The organism is Streptomyces antioxidans (assembly GCF_000968685.2).
Lineage (GTDB): Bacteria > Actinomycetota > Actinomycetes > Streptomycetales > Streptomycetaceae > Streptomyces > Streptomyces antioxidans.
On record NZ_LAKD02000102.1, the window covers coordinates 175,126 to 192,082 of the forward strand.

The following is a 16,957-nucleotide window of genomic DNA, read 5'->3' on the forward strand; positions in this document are numbered from 1 at the left end:
TCGCGCGACGGCCTTCCGGCTCGCTCTGATGGCGGTGCCGCTCGCCTTCTTCGCGGTCTTCTTCGCCTATCCCGTGGCCGCCATCGTCACCCGGGGGCTGCGTGTCGGCGGGCGGTGGCGGTTCGGCCGGATCGCCGAGGTGGTGACCGATCCGGCGACGCTGGACGTCCTGTGGTTCACCTGCTGGCAGGCGGTCGCGTCGACCGCCCTCACGCTCGCGGTGGCGCTGCCCGGCGCCTATGTCTTCGCCCGCTTCGACTTCCCCGGCAAGGGGCTGCTGCGGGCCGTGGTGACCGTGCCGTTCGTCCTGCCGACCGTCGTCGCCGGATCGGCCTTCCTGGCCCTGCTCGGCCGGGGCGGGCTGCTGGACGGGCTGTGGGGGGTGCGGCTCGACACCTCCGTCTGGGCGATCCTCCTGGCCCATGTCTTCTTCAACTACGCGGTCGTCGTCAGGACCGTGGGCGGGCTGTGGGCCCAGCTCGACCCGCGCCAGGAGGAGGCCGCGCGGGTGCTCGGCGCGAGCCGGCTGTCGGCCTGGCGCCGGGTGACGCTGCCCGCCCTGGCGCCCGCCGTGGCTGCCGCCGCGCTGATGGTGTTCCTGTTCACCTTCACCTCCTTCGGCGTGATCCAGATCCTGGGCGGCCCCCGCTACGCCACTCTGGAGGTGGCGATCTACCGGGAGACCGCGCAGCTGCTTGACCTCCCCACGGCCGCGGTGCTGACCCTCGTCCAGTTCGCCGCGGTCGCGGCCGTGTTGGCCCTGCACGCGTGGACCGTAAGGCGCCGCGAGAGCGCCCTGCGGCTCGTCGACCCGGGCCGCACCGCGCGCCGCCCGAAGGGCCCGGCCCAGTGGGCGCTGTTGTGGGGCGTGCTGGCGGTGGTCGCGCTGCTGATCGTCACTCCGCTCGCGGTGCTGGTGGAGCGCTCGCTGAACGGGCCGGACGGCTATGGCTTCACCTACTACGAGGCGTTGGGGTCGGCCGCCGACAGCGGGGGCACCTTCTTCGTGGCTCCCATGGAGGCCATCGGGAACTCCCTGGGGTACGCGGCGATCGCCACCGTCTTCGCCCTCGTCGTGGGCGGTCTCGCCGCCGCCGCGCTCACCCGTAGGGCGGGCAGGCTGGTGCGGGGCTTCGACGCCCTGCTGATGCTGCCGCTGGGCACCTCGGCCGTCACCGTGGGATTCGGCTTCCTGATCGCCCTGGACGAGCCCCCGCTGGATCTGCGTGCCTCCTGGGTCCTGGTGCCGCTCGCCCAGGCCCTGGTGGGCGTGCCCTTCGTCGTACGGACCATGCTGCCGGTGCTGCGGGCGGTGGACCACCGGCTGCGGGAGGCGGCGGCCGTGCTCGGGGCGTCCCCGTGGCGGGTCTGGCGGGAGGTGGACCTGCCGCTGGTCGGGCGGGCCTTGGCGGTCGCGGCGGGCTTCGCGTTCGCCGTCTCCCTGGGCGAGTTCGGGGCGACGGTCTTCATCGCGCGGCCCGACCATCCGACCCTCCCGGTGGCCATCGCCCGCTTCCTGGGCCGGGCCGGACAGCTCACCTACGGGCAGGCGATGGCCCTGAGCACGATCCTGATGCTGGTCTGCGCCGGATCCCTGCTGGCGCTCGAGCGCATCCGCACCGACCGTTCCGGAGAGTTCTGAATGACGCTGCTGCGACTGGACGAGGTGACCGTAAGGTTCGGCCGGCGCGACGCGCTGGACACCGTGGACCTGGAGGTCGCCGAGCACGAGACGGTCTGTGTGCTGGGGCCGAGCGGAAGCGGCAAGTCCACCATGCTGCGCGTGGTGGCCGGGCTGCAGCGCCCCGACGCCGGCCGGGTGTGGCTCGCCGGGGTCGACCAGAGCGGGGTGCCCACACACCGGCGCGGCCTGGGGCTGATGTTCCAGGACCACCAGCTGTTCCCGCAGCGGGACGTGGGCGGCAACGTCGCCTTCGGGCTGCGGATGCGCGGGGTGGGCCGCGTGGAGGCGGACCGCCGGGTCGCCGAACTGCTTGAGCTGGTGGGGCTGCCGGGCGCCCAGCGCCGCCCCGTCGACTCGCTCTCCGGTGGTGAGCAGCAGCGGGTGGCGCTCGCCCGCGCGCTGGCGCCGCGCCCCAAGCTGCTGATGCTGGACGAGCCGCTGGGCCAGCTTGACCGGGGGCTGCGGGAGCGGCTGGTGGTGGAGCTCCGCGAGCTCTTCGCGCGGCTGGGCACCACGGTCCTCGCGGTCACCCACGACCAGGGGGAGGCGTTCGCGCTCGCGGACCGGGTGGTGGTGATGGAGAACGGCCGGATCGCCCAGACCGGCACCCCGCTGGAGGTGTGGCAGCGGCCCGCCACCGAGTTCGTCGCGCGATTCCTCGGCTTCGACAATGTGGTCGAGGCGATCGTGCACGGCGAGGTCGCCGACACCGTCTGGGGCAAGCTGCCCGTGCCGCCCGGCTCCCGGCCGGGCCCCGGCAGGCTGCTGGTCCGCCCGGCCGGGGTGCGGCTGACGGACCCCGGGGAGGGGCTGGCGTGCACCGTGGCGGCGCGCACCTTCCGCGGCGACCATGTGGCGCTCATCCTGCGGCTGTCGGATCCGGTCGCGCCGCGCCTGGAGGCGTCCTGCGCCCTGCGGGACGCCCCTGAGGCCGGGGCCCGGGTCGGGGCGGCCATCGACCCGGCCGATGTGGTGCTCCTGGACCCCGAACCCTGACGCCGGGGCTCCCTTGGCCCTCGGCGTTTCCTTGACGCCCGCTCAGCCCAGCATCGACAGCAGGGCTTCGGGTGCCTCGTCCACCGAGTCCACCAGAGCGATGCGGGCCTTCATGGACCGTCCCTCCGCGAGCGCTTCGAGGAGCGGCCAGGTCGGCAGCCGCCGGGTCCAGTGGTCCCGGTCAACCAGCACCATCTGGGTCGGCTCACCGCGTGACTCGTAGTAGTTCGGCGTGGCGTTGTCGAAGATCTCCTGGACGGTCCCGGCGGCGCCCGGCAGGAAGACCACGCCCGCGGTCGAGCGGGCCAGCAGCCCGTCCTCGCGGGTGGCGTTGGCGAAGTACTTGGCGATGTGCGAGGCGAACGCGTTCGGCGGCTCGTGTCCGTAGAACCAGGTGGGGATGCCGACCGACGCCCCGCCGTCCGGCCAGCGCTCGCGCACCGCGAAGGCGGCCTCGGCCCAGGCACCGATGGACGGCCGGAAGGAGGGTGTCTTGCCGACCAGTTCGAGCGCCTCGTCCAGCACCGCGTCCTCGTGCGGGGCCGTGTAGGCGCCGAGGTTCGCGGCCTCCATCGCGCCCGGCCCGCCGCCCGTCGCGACCGTGACACCGGCCCGCGCCAGGGCCCGGCCGAGCCGTGCGGCGCCAGCGAACCCTTCGGAGCCGCGCTCCAGGGCGTGGCCGCCCATCACGCCCACCACCCGCGTCCCGACGAGGAATTCGTCGAGGGCGTCGGAGACCGCGTCGTCGTGGATGGAGCGCAGCATCGAGGCGAAGATGTCGCCGTCGGTCTTGGTCCGCTGGAACCAGGCGTAGGCGAGCGCGTCCGGCGTCCGCGCATAACCGTGTTCCGTGAGGCCCGTGAAGAGCTCCGCGGAGGAGTAGAGGGTGCCGCGGTACGGATCGAACGGCAGATCCGGCACCGGTGGGAACACCAGCGCGCCCCCGGCCCGGACCTTCGCCGCCGCTTCGGTCTCCATCGGGCAGCCGAGGAAGACGGCTTCGCTGGTGTCGGTGGAGAGGAGCGCGGCCGTACGGCCTGTCAGGTCCACGGACTGGACCCGGAACCCGGCCAGCGTGCCGCGGGCGACGACGTGGTCGAACTCCTCGATGGACTCTATTTCCCGGTCTGGTTCCTGCACGCCGACATGCTAATCACACCGGAGGTGGGGGGCTGTGGATAGCGGCGAACATGACCGAGCCGCTTCACCGCACAATCCAGGCATGAACACAGACATCCGGGATTTTCAGCGGTGGAACGGCATCGCGGTGAGCTGCGCCACCACCCACACCAGCGGCACCAGGAGCGCCAGCAGGGCCGTCGTGCGCAGCGCGGCCGCCCCGCGGAGCAGTCGGGCCGGGGCGCCGAGGCGGACCAGGGCGGACGTCGTGCGCTCGCGCGCGCTCCTCGCTTCCACGACCGCGGTCAGGGTGGTGGCCGCGGCGCACAGCGTGACCAGGGCCGCGCCCAGACCGGTGAGCGGGCCGAAGGCATGGGCCCCGGACGGCCCGGAGACCCTTCCGTACAGTTCGAGGACGGTGCATCCGGCGGCGGCCAGGGCGCACAGCGCGCCGACCGGGCGTCCGATCAGCCCGGCCTCCTGCTGGAGCATCCGCCCGGCCAGCAGCCGCAGTACGCCCGGCCGCCCGACGGCCAGCAGCCTGCCGCACAGATGGGTGAGGCCGGGCCCGGCCAGCACCAGCCCGAGCGCCGCCAGCGCCCACCCGCCCACCACACCGGGCGGGTTGCCACCGAGCCGCCCCGGCACGGCGAGCAGGGCGTCGGGGCGCGGGGGTGCGTTACCGCTCGCGTACGCCTGCAGGGCGAGTCCGGCCGCGGTCAGTGCGATGCCCCAGGGAAGTCCGGAGGTCGCCTGGTGGGGCCGGGGTGCGACCGGTCCCGTCACCACGGTGGGCCGGGCCGGGGCCGCCGGGCGGCGAGCGCCCCGTGGACCGATGACCGGGTGGTGGGCCGCGCTCGGCTGCCGGGGCCACAGCCCGGCCGCACATGCCGCGCCCACCACCACGGGGACGACGGCGAGCAGTGTGACCGTCCCGGCCAAGGGCAGTGATCGGCCGCCGCCGAGCTGTCGGTCTGCCGCCCCGCTTCCGGCCCAGTCCAGCCAGGAGCCGCCGAGATCGCCGCGTAGATGCAGGAAGACGAGCAGCGCCAGCACACCGCCGAGCGCACAGGCGGCCGCCATCGAGACCGCCGCGAGCAGCGCCGCCCTGGCCGGGCCGACTCCGGCCGCCGCAAAACCGGGGCCAGGGCCGGTGCTGGGGTCGGCGCGGCCCACGGCGATGGCCAGTTGGACGGTCGCGGTCAGCGGTACGAGACACCACAGCAGCCGCCCCACCGCGCCCTGCGCGTCGTCCGGATGGCCCGAGGCGAATCCGAGGGCGCTCAGCAGCAGAAAGCTCGCCCCCGCCGCCGCGACGGTGACCAGCGACCGCCGCAGCAGCACCGACGGGCGGGCGCCGCGGACTAGGCGGAGGCTGAGCACGCGGTCCTGCCTTCCGCCTCGGAGGGGTCCGAGCCCACTCGGCGCCCGTCGAGCAGGGCGACGGTGTGGTCGGCGAGGGTGGCCACCTCCTGGTCATGTGTCGCGAGGACCACGGTGATGCCGTGGGTGCGGGCCGCCGAGGTGAGGGTGCGCAGCACCTGGGCGCGGTCGGTCTGGTGCAGCGGGGCGGTGGGCTCGTCGGCGAAGAGCACGCTGGGCCCGGCGGCCAGCGCGCGGGCGATCGCGACCCGCTGGCGTTGTGACTGCAGCAGCGCGGCGGGCCGTGCCCGGGCGCACTCGCCGACGTCGAGCCGGTCCAGCCATTCGCATGCGGCGCTTTTCGCGGCGCGCCGCCCGGTGCCGCGCAGCATCAGGGCGAGCGCGGCGTTCTCCCAGGCGTTGAGTTCGGGGACGAGCTGGGGTTCGGTGCCGATCCAACCGAAGTGCTCGCGCCGCAGCCGTTCGAGACCGAGGGGAGGGAGGGAGTGCACGGGGACGCCCTTGAACCACACCTCCCCGCTGTCCGGGACGAGTTGGCCCGCCAAGGAGGCGAGAAGGGTGGTCTTGCCACAGCCGCGCGGACCGGTGACGGCGACGATCTCACCCTCCCGGGCGCGGAGTGAAACCCCGATGAGGGCGGGCGAACCGCCATAGGCGTATGACACGGTGCGTGCCGCGAGCATGTCGTCGTCCGGCGGAGCCACCATCCCGAGCACCTCGCCTTACCTGCGACCGTCTCGTTCCCCCGGTTGGGTGAACGAGCGCGGAGCCAATGGGTCACTGGCACGGTAAGGACTCGGGTGGGGGCCCGCGTCCAGGCTCGGCGCGGGTGGCGCCCATTTCCTCCGATCAGCCCTGATCGGGGTCGGGTTCCGATCAGCGCTGATCGGAACCGGGGGCGGGGTCGCCGCCGGGACCAGGAGCGCCATTGGGACCAGGGCCGGGGCCGCTTTCGGGGCCGGGGCTGCCGCTTTCGGTGAGTCGGTCGAGGTGGGTGGGCGCGAACATCCGCAGGAGCGCGGGCAGTACCACGACCGAGGGCCCGGGGGCCGCGAGGGCGTCGGCGAGGTCCGCGCGCAGCCGCTCGGGTGTGGTACGGGCCGCCGGGACGCCGAAGGACTCGGCTAGTGCGACGAAGTCCGGGCGGGACAGTTCGGTGGCGGTCGCCTCGCCGAACGTGTCCGTCATGTACTCGCGCAGGATGCCGTAGCCGCCGTCGTCCACGATCAACCAGGTGATGGGGAGTTGATACTGATGAGCGGTCGCGAGTTCGGCGATCGAGTACATGGCGCCGCCGTCGCCCGACACGGCCAGCACCGGCCGGGCGCGGTCCGCGGCGGCGGCCCCGAGGGCGGCCGGGAAGCCGTAGCCGAGGCCGCCCGCGCCCTGCGCCGAGTGCAGGGCGCCCGCGCGGGGATCGAAGGCGGACCAGGCCCAGTAGGCGAGGATCGTCATGTCCCAGAAGCTGGGGGAGTCATCGGGGAGCGCGTCCCGCACCGCGCCCAGCACCCGCCGCTCCAGCTCCAGGCCCTGTGCGTCGATCCGCTCCCGCACCCGGGTGAGCAGCCCGGCCGCGGCCTTGGCCGCCGTGCCCGGCGGGCGGGGCGTGATCGCCTCGGCGAGGGCGGCCAGCGCCTCGCGGGCGTCGGCGTGGATGCCGAGCGCCGGGTGGTTGGACTCCAGCTTCCCGAGGTCGGCCTCGATCTGGACGAGACGGCCCCGCGGGCGGAACGTGTGGTAGTTGGAGGAGAGCTCACCGAGTCCGGAGCCGACGACCAACAGGACATCGGCGTCCTCCAGGAACGCGGTGGTGTGCGCGTCCTCCAGCCAGGACTGGAGCGAGAGCGGATGGTCCCACGGGAATGCGCCCTTGCCGCCGAAGGTCATCGCCACGGGCGCGTCCAGCGCCTCGGCCAGTGCCCGCAGCTCCTGCCGCGCCCCGGCGCGCACCACTCCGCCCCCGGCCAGGATCACCGGACGCTCGGCGGCGTTCAGCAGCCTCGTGGCCTTCGCCGTCAGCTCGGGCCGGGGTGGCAGCGGCCGGGGCTCGGCCCGCAGCGAGGCCACCGGCGGAACGGAGACCGGTGCGAGCAGCACATCCTGCGGGATCTCCAGCCACACCGGCCCGGCGGGGGCCTCCAGTGCGGAGGCCCAGGCGGCGGCGACCGCGGAGGGGATCTGGGAGGCGGTACGGACCGGGTGGACGGACTTCACGACATCGCGGAACGACGCCTGCTGGTTGACGAGTTCATGGAGATAGCCCTTGCGCCCACCGCCGAGCCCCGCCGTCGGCACCTGGCTGCCGATGGCGAGGACGGGCGCGGAGGCCGCCGCCGACTCCTGCAGCGCGGCGAGCGTCATGAGCGCCCCCGGCCCGGTGGACACCAGCAGCGGGGCGACCGTGCCGGTCACACGCGCGAAGGCGTCGGCGGCGAACCCGGCGTTGTTCTCCACCCGCAGTCCCACATAGGCCAGCCCGGACCGCCGCAGCGCGTCGAACGCCCCGAGGGCGTGCTGTCCGGGAAGCCCGAACACGGTGCTCGCCCCGAGCGCGGTGAGGGACTCCACGACGAGATCGCCGCCGTGACGCGCGCGCTGTGCGGTGGGCATGGGTGGGTGCCTTTCTGATGATGCGTTGCCAAGAGAGCGAGGGTGTTGTGGTGTCAGGCGCCCGTGGTCGCCGGACTGGTGGCCTCCGAGGCGGGAGCGGCGGGCTCACCGGCCAGCCGTCGCCGCCAGACGTCCAGGATCGCCGCGTCGGTCGGCTTGGTGGCGAGGCTGACCGCCACATACGCCACCAGCGAGGCCAGCAGCCCGAAGTAGATGGGCTCGTTGGCGAGGATGCCCTTCCACCCCATCAGCGCGATGACCGTAAGGCCGCCGACACCGACCGAGGCCAGGGCGCCCGCGCCCGTGCCGCGCTTCCACAGCAGCCCGCCCAGGATCGGCATCAGCAACCCGCCGACCAGCACGTTGTAGGCAACGGTCAGCGCCTCGACGACATCGTTGAGCGCCACCGAGATGCCGATCACGGCGAGGCCCATGAGGAGGATGAAGACGCGGTTGCCGCCGATCTCGTCATGGGAGGCGCCTGCCGTACGGAGGGTACGGCCGCGCAGCCGGGCCCAGATGTCGTTGTTGGCCACCGTCGCGCAGGCGATCAGCGCGCCCGAGGAGGTGGACATCACCGCGGACAGCGCGGCGGCCAGCACCAGCCCCTTCACGCCTACCGGGAGGGCGTCCTTGACGATGGTCGCGAACGCGTCGTCCGGGGCGCCCAGCTTGGGGTACAGCACCCTGGCCGCCGTGCCGATGATCGCGCCCGCGACCGCGTAGGCCAGACAGTACGTCCCGGCCGCGGTGCCGCCGAGGCGGGCGACCCGGTCATCGCGGGCGGTGAAGACCCGCTGCCAGATGTCCTGGCCGATCAGCATGCCGAAGGAGTAGATCAGCACATAGGTGAAGACGGTCTGGCCGCCTATGCCCATGGGGGAGAAGTAGCCGTGGGGGAGTTCGGACTTCATCGCGTCGAAACCGCCCGCCTTCACCACCGCGATCGGCAGCAGCAGGAGCAGCACGCCCACCGTCTTGACCACGAACTGCACCATGTCGGTGAGGGTGATCGACCACATGCCGCCGAGCGTCGAGTAACAGACCACGATCGCCCCGCCGAGCACGATGGCGATGACCCGGTCCAGCCCGAAGATCACGTCGAAGATGGTGGCGTAGGCGATGGTCGATGTGACCGCCAGCATCAGCGTGTACGCCCACATCACGATGCCCGAGATCAGCCCGGAGGAGCCGCCGTACCGCAGGTCCAGCATCTGGCTGACCGTGTAGACCTTGAGCCGGGCGATACGCGCCGAGAAGAAGACCGAAAGCGCCAGCAGCCCGAGGCCGATGGCGATGACCATCCAGGCGCCGGAGAGCCCGTACTGATAGCCGAGCCCGACTCCGCCGATGGTGGACGCGCCGCCGAGCACGATCGCGGCCATCGTCCCGGAGTACATCAGCGGCCCCAGCCGCCGCCCCGCGACCAGGAAGTCGCTGGTGGAACGGGCGCGGCGCATCCCCCACCAGCCGAGCGCGAGCATGCCCGCGAGATAGACGACGATCACGGTGTAGTCGACAGCGGTCATGGCGGTGCTCCTCGGTCCGGCTGGGGCGGCGTGCGGTCGGGAGGTCGGGACATCGGCAGGCGGAGACGTACGGGATCGGGGAGGTCCCGGCGATCCGCGGGGATCGAGCCCCGGGAGGGTCTGGGGAATGTGGGGAGTGACGGAGACCCTAGGTGTCGCCGAAGCGTCCGGGAAGTGTACGTTTCCTCCACTCCCGATCCCCCGGGTGTACGAACCGTCCTCTCGCGAGGTCCCGCCATGATGAACGACCGCGTCCCCCCGACGGCCCCCGTCCCGCTCTCCACCCTCCTGAGCCACCCCGCCCTGGGCTTGCGGCAGGTCGCGGGCGGGCGCGAGGCGGACACGCCCGTGTACTTCGTCCACACCAGCGAGATGGAGGACCCCGTCCCGTATCTGCTGGGTGGAGAGTTGCTGCTCAGCGCGGGGGTGCACTGCCCGGAGGCGGCGGGTGCGGGCACCTACTGGGACCGCTATGTGGCCCGTACGGTCCAGGCGGGCGCGGCGGCGCTCGGCTTCGGCATCGCCCCGGTGCACGACACGGTGCCCCGCGCGCTGGCCGAGGCGTGCGACCGGCACGGGCTGCCGCTGGTGGAGGTGCCCAGGCAGACGACCTTCACCGCCGTGGCGAGCGCCGTATGGGACGTGATGGCCGAGCGCCGCCATCATGAGCTGCGGAGCCTCACCGAGGCACAGCAGTCGCTGGCGACCGCCGCGGCGCGCCCGCACCCCGTACCGGCCGTGCTGCGCCAGCTCAGCCAGCACCTCGGGGGGTGGACGGTGCTGTACGGGCCGGTCGGCCCGGATGCCCCGGCCGCCCCGGCCGCCGCAGACTGTGCGGAGCTGGCGGCCGCCGGGCCGCGGCCGTCGCGCGACGCCCGTAAGGCGCTCGGCGCGCTCGCGGCGCGGCTGCGTTCGGGCCCGTCCTCCGCGGCGGGCAGGGCGACCGGCGCGGCCGGTGAGGAGCTGCTGCTGACCGCGTACGGGCTGGGCGGCCCGGCGGGGCCGGAGGACCGGCTCGCGCTCGGTGTCTGCGCACCCCGGCGGGACGGGGCGGATGGAGCGATCGTGGGGGTGGCCGTGGTCCTGCTGTCACTGCTGACGGCCCGGCGGGTGGTCGGCGCCGAGGCCGAGCGCACATCGGCGCTGGTACGGCTGATGCTCGGCGCCGAACCGGCACGGGTGGCGGGGTTGCTGAGTCCCTTGCCGGGACAGCCAGGGCAATCAGGGACGCGGAGACAGTCAGGGGAGCCGGGACAGCCGGAGCGGCCCGGCACGCTCGGGCAGTCGGGGGCCTCCTCCGAGCCCCCGTTGGGCGGCGCGCTGTGGACGGTGGTGCACGGACGGCGGCGCGGTCGCGGCCGGGACGACGGGCTGCTGGCCACGGCGGCGCTCGCGGCCGGGCTCGGGACGCCGCTGGTCGACCTCGACGGGGACGCGTTGAGCGCCCTGGTGCCCGGCGAGGCGGAGGTACGGGCACAGCCCGGCTGGACCCTCGGCGTCGGGGCGCCGGTACCGGCCGCGGAGCTGACGCGCGGCGGCGCCGACGCCGCCCGTGCGCTGCGGCGGGCGGTCGCCGAGCGGGTGCCGCTGGTGCGGAGCGGCCCGCCCCGCGCGGGCGGGGTCGGCTCGCTGGTGGACCCGGCCGAGGCGGGGGCGCACGGCCGGGCCCTGCTGGCGCCGCTCGAGGGCGCACCGGCGCTGCTGGAGACGCTGCGGGTGTGGCTGTCGCTGCACGGCAGTTGGGACCGTACGGCGGTGGCGCTGGAGGTCCACCGCAATACGGTCCGTCAGCGGATCGCCCGCGCCGGGGCCCTGCTGGATGTGGACCTGGGCGACGCGGACGTCCGTATGGAGCTGTGGTTCGCCCTCAAATGGGCGTGAAGGGGGCGTGAAGGCGGCGTGAAATGGACGTGAGACACCTGACCTTGAGCTGCCGAGGCGGCACCCGGGCCTCAGAGCTTGGTCCACGCCTCCGTCAGCACCGTCCGCAGTACCTGCTCGATCTCGTCGAAGACCGTCTGGTCGGCGATCAGCGGCGGGGCCAGCTGGACGACCGGGTCGCCGCGGTCGTCGGCCCGGCAGTACAGACCGTTCTCGAACAGCGCCTTGGAGAGGAAGCCATAGAGGATCCGCTCGGTCTCCTCCTCGTCGAAGGACTCCTTGGTGGCCTTGTCCTTCACCAGCTCGATGCCGTAGAAGAAGCCGTTCCCCCGGACATCGCCGACGATCGGCAGCTCGTGCAGCCGCTCCAGCGTGGCGCGGAACGCGGTCTCGTTGTCCAGCACATGCTGGTTGAGCCCCTCGCGCTCGAAGATGTCCAAGTTGCCCAGGGCCACCGCGGCCGAGACCGGATGGCCGCCGAAGGTGTAGCCGTGCAGGAAGGTGTTGTCGCCCTCGTAGAAGGGCTCGGCGAGCCGGTCGGAGACGATGCACGCGCCGATCGGGGAGTAACCGGAGGTCATCCCCTTGGCGCAGGTGATCATGTCCGGGACGTAGCCGAACTTGTCGCAGGCGAACATCGTGCCCACCCGCCCGAAGGCGCAGATGACCTCGTCCGAGACGAGCAGCACCTCATGGCGGTCGCAGATCTCGCGGACCCGCTGGAAGTATCCGGGCGGCGGCGGGAAGCAGCCGCCCGCGTTCTGCACCGGCTCCAGGAAGACCGCGGCCACCGTGTCCGGGCCCTCGAAGAGGATCTGCTGCTCGATCTGGTCGGCGGCCCAGCGGCCGAACGCCTCGGGGTCATCACCGAAGATCGGGGCACGGTAGATGTTGGTGTTGGGAACCTTGTGGGCGCCGGGGACCAGCGGTTCGAACGGCGCCTTGAGCCCCGGCAGACCGGTGATCGAGAGGGCGCCCTGCGGGGTGCCGTGGTAGGCGACCGCCCGGGATATGACCTTGTGCTTGGTGGGCTTGCCGATGAGCTTGAAGTACTGCTTGGCCAGCTTCCACGCGGTCTCGACGGCCTCGCCGCCGCCGGTGGTGAAGAAGACCTTGTTCAGGTCGCCGGGTGCGTAGCCCGCCAGCCGCTCGGCGAGCTCGACGGCCTTGGGGTGGGCGTAGCTCCACACCGGGAAGAAGGCGAGCTCCTGGGCCTGCTTGTAGGCCGTCTCCGCCAGCTCGACCCGGCCGTGGCCCGCGTTGACCACGAACAGCCCGGCCAGGCCGTCGATGTACCGCTTGCCCTTGTCGTCGTAGATGTACGTGCCCTCACCGCGCACGATCGTCGGCACGGGGGAGTTCTCGTACGACGACATGCGGGTGAAGTGCATCCACAGGTGGTCGTACGCCGTCTTGGAGAGGTCGGCGCTCATTGCTATCTCGTTCCCCAGGTATAGGTCTGCTTCCGGAGCTTGAGGTAGACGAAGCTCTCGGTGGAGCGCACACCGGGCAGCGTGCGGATCCGCTTGTTGATCATTTCGAGGAGGTGGTCGTCGTCCTCGCAGACGATTTCGATCAGGAGATCGAAGGAACCCGCGGTGACGACCACGTACTCGACCTCGTCCATGGCGGTCAGCGCGTCCGCGACCGGGTCGAGATCGCCCTCGACGTTGATGCCGACCATCGCCTGACGCCGGAACCCCACGGTGAGAGGATCGGTGACGGCGACGATCTGCATCACGCCCTGGTCGAGCAGCTTCTGTACCCGCTGCCGTACGGCGGCCTCGGAGAGTCCGACGGCCTTTCCGATGGCGGCGTACGGCCGGCGACCGTCCTCCTGGAGCTGCTCGATGATCGCCAGGGATACGGAGTCGAGGGTCGGCGTGCCGTTCTTGTCAGGTGTGGCCACGACCCTCACTGTGCACGAGCCTCGCCCGTGTCGCAACCCTTCTTCGATGAATTTCGTCGTTGAGAGACCTTGAAAACACTGATTCCGTCGTTCTGGTGTGGCGGGTATGTTGAAAACGCAGCACCCGCGACTACTGTGGGTGTCTCACCCATCGGACAGCTGACAGGAGGGGTGGCACGTGACCACCGAACTGCGTCGTCTGCGCAACTACATCGACGGAGAGTTCCGGGACGCCGCGGACGGGCGGACCACGGAGGTGGTCAACCCGGCCACGGGCGAGCCCTACGCCACCGCGCCGCTCTCGGGCGCCGCGGACGTGGACGCGGCGATGGCCGCCGCCGAGGCCGCCTTCCCGGCCTGGCGCGACCTGATCCCCGGTGAGCGGCAGAAGGTCCTGCTCAAGATCGCTGACGCCTTCGAGGCGCGGGCGGAGGAGCTGATCGCCGCCGAGTCCGAGAACACCGGCAAGCCGATCGGTCTCACGCGGGACGAGGAGATCCCGCCGATGATCGACCAGATCCGCTTCTTCGCGGGCGCGGCCCGGATGCTCGAGGGCCGCTCGGCCGGTGAGTACATGGAAGGGCTCACCTCGATCATCCGGCGGGAGCCGGTCGGGGTGTGCGCCCAGGTCGCACCCTGGAACTACCCGATGATGATGGCCGTATGGAAGTTCGCCCCGGCGCTGGCGGCGGGCAATACGGTCGTCATCAAGCCCTCGGACACCACGCCCGCCTCCACCGTGCTGTTCGCCGAGATCATCGGCGGAGTGCTGGCGGAGCTGGGCCATCCGCAGGGCGTGTTCAACGTGATCTGCGGCGACCGCGAGACCGGTCGGCTGATGGTGGAGCACTCCGTGCCCGCCATGGCGTCCATCACCGGCTCGGTGCGGGCCGGGAAGCAGGTCGCCGAGAGCGCGTCGAAGGACCTCAAGCGGGTGCACCTGGAGCTCGGCGGCAAGGCCCCCGTCGTGGTCTTCGAGGACACCGACATCCCCAAGGCGGTCGAGGACATCTCGGTCGCGGGCTTCTTCAACGCGGGCCAGGACTGTACGGCCGCCACCCGGGTGCTGGTCCACGAGTCGATCCACGATGAGTTCGTGAGCGCGCTCGCCAAGGCCGCAGCCGAGACCAAGACCGGCGCGCCGGACGACGAGGACGTGCTGTACGGCCCGTTGAACAACGCCAACCAGCTGGCCCAGGTCACCGGCTTCATCGACCGGCTGCCCGCGCACGCCAAGGTCGAGGCGGGCGGCCACCGGGTCGGCGACAAGGGCTACTTCTACGCGCCCACCGTGGTCTCCGGGCTCAAGCAGGACGACGAGATCATCCAGAACGAGGTCTTCGGCCCGGTCATCACCGTGCAGACCTTCTCGGACGAGGCGCAGGCCATCTCCTACGCCAATGGCGTGGAGTACGCGCTGGCCTCATCGGTGTGGACCAAGGACCACGCCCGCGCGATGCGGATGTCCAAGGCCCTGGACTTCGGCTGCGTCTGGATCAACACCCATATCCCGCTGGTCGCCGAGATGCCGCACGGCGGCTTCAAGAAGTCCGGCTACGGCAAGGATCTGTCCGCGTACGGCTTCGAGGACTACACCCGCGTCAAGCACGTCATGACGTCCCTGGGCTGATTCCCGCGCGGGGGGCGGGCCGATTCCCGCGCCGGGCTTGTCACTTGGTCATGGCAGGGTCACCCGTCATGGCCAAGGGGGGACAGCCGGACCAGGGCCGCCAGGGCGGCGACGCGGTTGGTGGTGATCGCGTCGACGCCCGCCCCCAGCAGCCGGGACATCGACCGTCGGGTGTCGGCGGTCCAGGCGGAGACCAGCAGTCCGTCGGCATGATGGCGGGCGACCAGCTCCCGGGAGACCAGCCCGAAGCGGTAGTTGAGCCACCGGGGGCGCAGCGCGGCCAGCAGCGCCGGACCAGGCGGGGCCAGCGTGGTCCAGGTCAGCGCGATCTCGGCGTCCGGGTCCGCACGGCGCACGGCGTGCAGCGCCCTCAGGGCGCCGCAGTAGTACACCCGGTCGGCGGCCCCGCTCTCCCGCACCTGGGCGACGGCGGCGGGCGCGGCCGACGCGTCCGGCAGGTCAATCAGCAGCCGGGTGGAGCCGGCGCAGGCGAGGGCGTCGCGCAGGGTCGGCACGCCCCCGCCGGTCAGCTGCCGCACCTCCTCGGCGGACAGCCCGGACAGCGGCCGGTCCCGGCCCCACAGCCGCTTCAGCGTGGCGTCGTGGAGCAGCACCGGCACCCCGTCCCGGGTCAGCCGTACGTCGATCTCGACCGCGCCCGCTCCCGCGCGCACCGCGGAGCGTATCGAGGGCAGGGTGTTCTCACGGCACACATACGGGTCGCCGCGGTGGCCGATCGGGACGCATCCGGCCCCCGCCGGTCTCATCGGCCCGCGACCGCCGCGTAGGCGTCGATCTCCGCCGAGAGCCGCGCCTTGCCCTCGGCGTCCAGGAAGGAGGCCTCGACCGCGTTCTTGGCGAGGGCGGCGACGCCCGCCGCGTCCAGGTCCAGCAGCTGCGCCGCGACCTGGTACTCGGTGTTGAGGTCGGTGCCGAACATCGGCGGGTCGTCGCTGTTGATCGTGACCAGCACCCCGGCCTCGACCATCCGCCGCAGGGGGTGTTCACCGAGCGTGGCGACGGCGCGGGTGGCGATGTTGGAGGTCGGGCAGACCTCCAGCGGAATGCGGTGCTCCGCGAGATGGGCGAGCAGCTTCGGGTCCTGGACGGCGCTGGTGCCGTGGCCGATGCGCTCCGCCCGCAACTCGATGAGGGCGTCCCAGATCGTCTGCGGCCCGGTGGTCTCGCCCGCGTGCGGCACACTGTGCAGCCCGGCGGCGATGGCCCGGTCGAAGTACGGCTTGAACTGGGGGCGCGGCACCCCTATCTCGGGGCCGCCGAGACCGAAGCCGACCAGCCCCTCGGGGTTCAGTTCACAGGCGATCCGGGCGGTCTCCTCGGCGGCCTCGAGACCGGCCTCGCCGGGGATGTCGAAGCACCAGCGCAGCACCGTGCCGAAATCGGACTCGGCGGTCTTACGGGCGTCCTCGATCGCCTCGACGAAGGCGGTGTCCGGGATGCCGCGACGGGTCGAGCTGTAGGGCGTGACGGTCAACTCGGCGTAGCGGATGTTCTGCCGGGCCATGTCGCGGGCGATCTCGTAGGTGAGCAGCCGGACGTCCTCGGCGTCGCGGATCAGGTCCACCACGGAGAGATAGATCTCGATGAAGTGCGCGAAGTCCCGGAAGACGAAGTACTCGGCAAGGGCCTCGGGATCGGTGGGCACCTTGGAGTCGGGGTGGCGGGCGGCCAGTTCGGCCACGATGCGCGGCGAGGCGGATCCCACGTGGTGCACATGGAGCTCCGCCTTGGGCAGCCCGGCGATGAAGGTGGTCAGATCGGTCAACAAAACCTCCGGGAGACGCCCGCCGACGGCGGGTTCCGGTCATCGTATTGTGTGGCGCCGACGGGCTCGCCACAGGCCGTAACATGGGCGGACGTCTTTGTGGGGAGCTTCATGGCCGACCAGCACGACCCGCCCGAGCCGCAGGATGAGCAGCGGCGATCCGGACCGCCGAGGCAGCCCGAACCGCTCGACCGCGATCCCTGGGCTCCACCGGCGCAGCGGGTCGCGATGGAGAAGAAGACGGCTGGGGACAAGGCGGCTGGGAACAAGGCCGCGGGGGCCAGCGGCGCGGCCGACGCGGATGTGGCGGACAAGGCGGTGGGCGCGGCCGAACAGAACACCTCCGCGCCCCGGCCCCCGGCGGCCCCCGCGCCCCGGCCCAGGGTGGCCGAACAGCCGACCCTCACCTCCCACCCCGCCATGCCGGGCC

The 16,957-nt window shown here is 72.4% G+C and carries 12 protein-coding genes and 2 pseudogenes; 5 read left to right on the forward strand and 9 right to left on the reverse strand.

Annotation, left to right across the window (positions count from 1 at the left end; translation table 11 throughout):
* Positions 1-28 precede the first annotated feature (28 nt).
* Both VT50_RS31005 and VT50_RS31010 read left to right on the forward strand, forming a co-directional pair.
* Complete coding sequence (locus VT50_RS31005; RefSeq protein WP_046087395.1) at positions 29-1,642, forward strand: ABC transporter permease; 1,614 nt, start codon at positions 29-31, stop codon at positions 1,640-1,642.
* On the forward strand, positions 1,643-2,680 hold the full coding sequence (locus VT50_RS31010) for an ABC transporter ATP-binding protein (protein ID WP_046087394.1): 1,038 nt from the start codon (positions 1,643-1,645) through the stop codon (positions 2,678-2,680).
* A gap of 42 nt (positions 2,681-2,722) precedes the next feature.
* Here VT50_RS31010 and VT50_RS31015 read toward each other — a convergent pair whose 3' ends face one another.
* The 5 genes and pseudogenes from VT50_RS31015 to VT50_RS31035 all read right to left on the reverse strand — a co-directional run bounded on the left by VT50_RS31015 (position 2,723) and on the right by VT50_RS31035 (position 9,321).
* The gene (locus tag VT50_RS31015; RefSeq protein ID WP_046087393.1) at positions 2,723-3,820 is read right to left on the reverse strand and encodes an LOG family protein; all 1,098 of its coding nucleotides are present in this window, start codon (positions 3,818-3,820) and stop codon (positions 2,723-2,725) included.
* 105 nt (positions 3,821-3,925) lie between these two features.
* Positions 3,926-5,182 (reverse strand): hypothetical protein, encoded by a 1,257-nt coding sequence (locus VT50_RS31020; protein ID WP_046087392.1) that lies wholly within the window; start codon positions 5,180-5,182, stop codon positions 3,926-3,928.
* Entirely contained in the window at positions 5,164-5,889 is a 726-nt protein-coding gene (locus tag VT50_RS31025) for an ABC transporter ATP-binding protein (protein ID WP_046087391.1), read from the reverse strand. The genes VT50_RS31020 and VT50_RS31025 overlap by 19 nt, the downstream gene beginning before the upstream one ends.
* Positions 5,890-6,169: 280 nt before the next feature.
* Positions 6,170-7,792: pseudogene (locus VT50_RS31030) on the reverse strand (thiamine pyrophosphate-binding protein); the annotation flags it as partial.
* A gap of 53 nt (positions 7,793-7,845) precedes the next feature.
* On the reverse strand, positions 7,846-9,321 hold the full coding sequence (locus VT50_RS31035) for a sodium:solute symporter family protein (protein WP_046087390.1): 1,476 nt from the start codon (positions 9,319-9,321) through the stop codon (positions 7,846-7,848).
* A gap of 240 nt (positions 9,322-9,561) precedes the next feature.
* Here VT50_RS31035 and VT50_RS31040 point away from each other — a divergent pair, with 240 nt between their 5' ends.
* The gene (locus VT50_RS31040; RefSeq protein ID WP_078840794.1) at positions 9,562-11,202 is read left to right on the forward strand and encodes a PucR family transcriptional regulator; all 1,641 of its coding nucleotides are present in this window, start codon (positions 9,562-9,564) and stop codon (positions 11,200-11,202) included.
* A gap of 71 nt (positions 11,203-11,273) precedes the next feature.
* On the opposite strand, the gene VT50_RS31045 is transcribed toward VT50_RS31040, so the two are convergent.
* Both VT50_RS31045 and VT50_RS31050 read right to left on the reverse strand, forming a co-directional pair.
* Complete coding sequence (locus tag VT50_RS31045; RefSeq protein WP_046087388.1) at positions 11,274-12,635, reverse strand: aspartate aminotransferase family protein; 1,362 nt, start codon at positions 12,633-12,635, stop codon at positions 11,274-11,276.
* A gap of 2 nt (positions 12,636-12,637) precedes the next feature.
* Positions 12,638-13,111, reverse strand: coding sequence for an Lrp/AsnC family transcriptional regulator (locus VT50_RS31050; RefSeq protein ID WP_020868121.1), 474 nt, complete (start codon positions 13,109-13,111; stop codon positions 12,638-12,640).
* A 178-nt stretch (positions 13,112-13,289) separates the two neighbouring features.
* On the opposite strand from VT50_RS31050, the gene VT50_RS31055 reads away from it, so the two are divergent.
* Positions 13,290-14,741, forward strand: coding sequence for a gamma-aminobutyraldehyde dehydrogenase (locus VT50_RS31055; RefSeq protein WP_046087387.1), 1,452 nt, complete (start codon positions 13,290-13,292; stop codon positions 14,739-14,741).
* 59 nt (positions 14,742-14,800) lie between these two features.
* Here VT50_RS31055 and VT50_RS31060 read toward each other — a convergent pair whose 3' ends face one another.
* Together VT50_RS31060 and VT50_RS31065 are read right to left on the reverse strand one after the other, a co-directional pair.
* Entirely contained in the window at positions 14,801-15,508 is a 708-nt protein-coding gene (locus VT50_RS31060) for a glycerophosphodiester phosphodiesterase (protein WP_046087386.1), read from the reverse strand.
* Positions 15,505-16,527 (reverse strand): adenosine deaminase, encoded by a 1,023-nt coding sequence (locus VT50_RS31065; protein WP_079343928.1) that lies wholly within the window; start codon positions 16,525-16,527, stop codon positions 15,505-15,507. The genes VT50_RS31060 and VT50_RS31065 overlap by 4 nt, the downstream gene beginning before the upstream one ends.
* A gap of 111 nt (positions 16,528-16,638) precedes the next feature.
* Here VT50_RS31065 and VT50_RS31070 point away from each other — a divergent pair.
* Positions 16,639-16,957: pseudogene (locus VT50_RS31070) on the forward strand (hypothetical protein); the annotation flags it as partial.

Bases quoted from the DNA above. Each gene is read 5' to 3' on its own strand.
- VT50_RS31005 (WP_046087395.1), top strand. From the start codon at position 29: ATGGCGGTGCCGCTCGCCTTCTTCGCGGTCTTCTTCGCCTATCCCGTG.
- VT50_RS31010 (WP_046087394.1), top strand. From the start codon at position 1,643: ATGACGCTGCTGCGACTGGACGAGGTGACCGTAAGGTTCGGCCGGCGC.
- VT50_RS31025 (WP_046087391.1), bottom strand. From the start codon at position 5,889: ATGGTGGCTCCGCCGGACGACGACATGCTCGCGGCACGCACCGTGTCA.
- VT50_RS31035 (WP_046087390.1), bottom strand. From the start codon at position 9,321: ATGACCGCTGTCGACTACACCGTGATCGTCGTCTATCTCGCGGGCATG.
- VT50_RS31040 (WP_078840794.1), top strand. From the start codon at position 9,562: ATGAACGACCGCGTCCCCCCGACGGCCCCCGTCCCGCTCTCCACCCTC.
- VT50_RS31045 (WP_046087388.1), bottom strand. From the start codon at position 12,635: ATGAGCGCCGACCTCTCCAAGACGGCGTACGACCACCTGTGGATGCAC.
- VT50_RS31060 (WP_046087386.1), bottom strand. From the start codon at position 15,508: ATGAGACCGGCGGGGGCCGGATGCGTCCCGATCGGCCACCGCGGCGAC.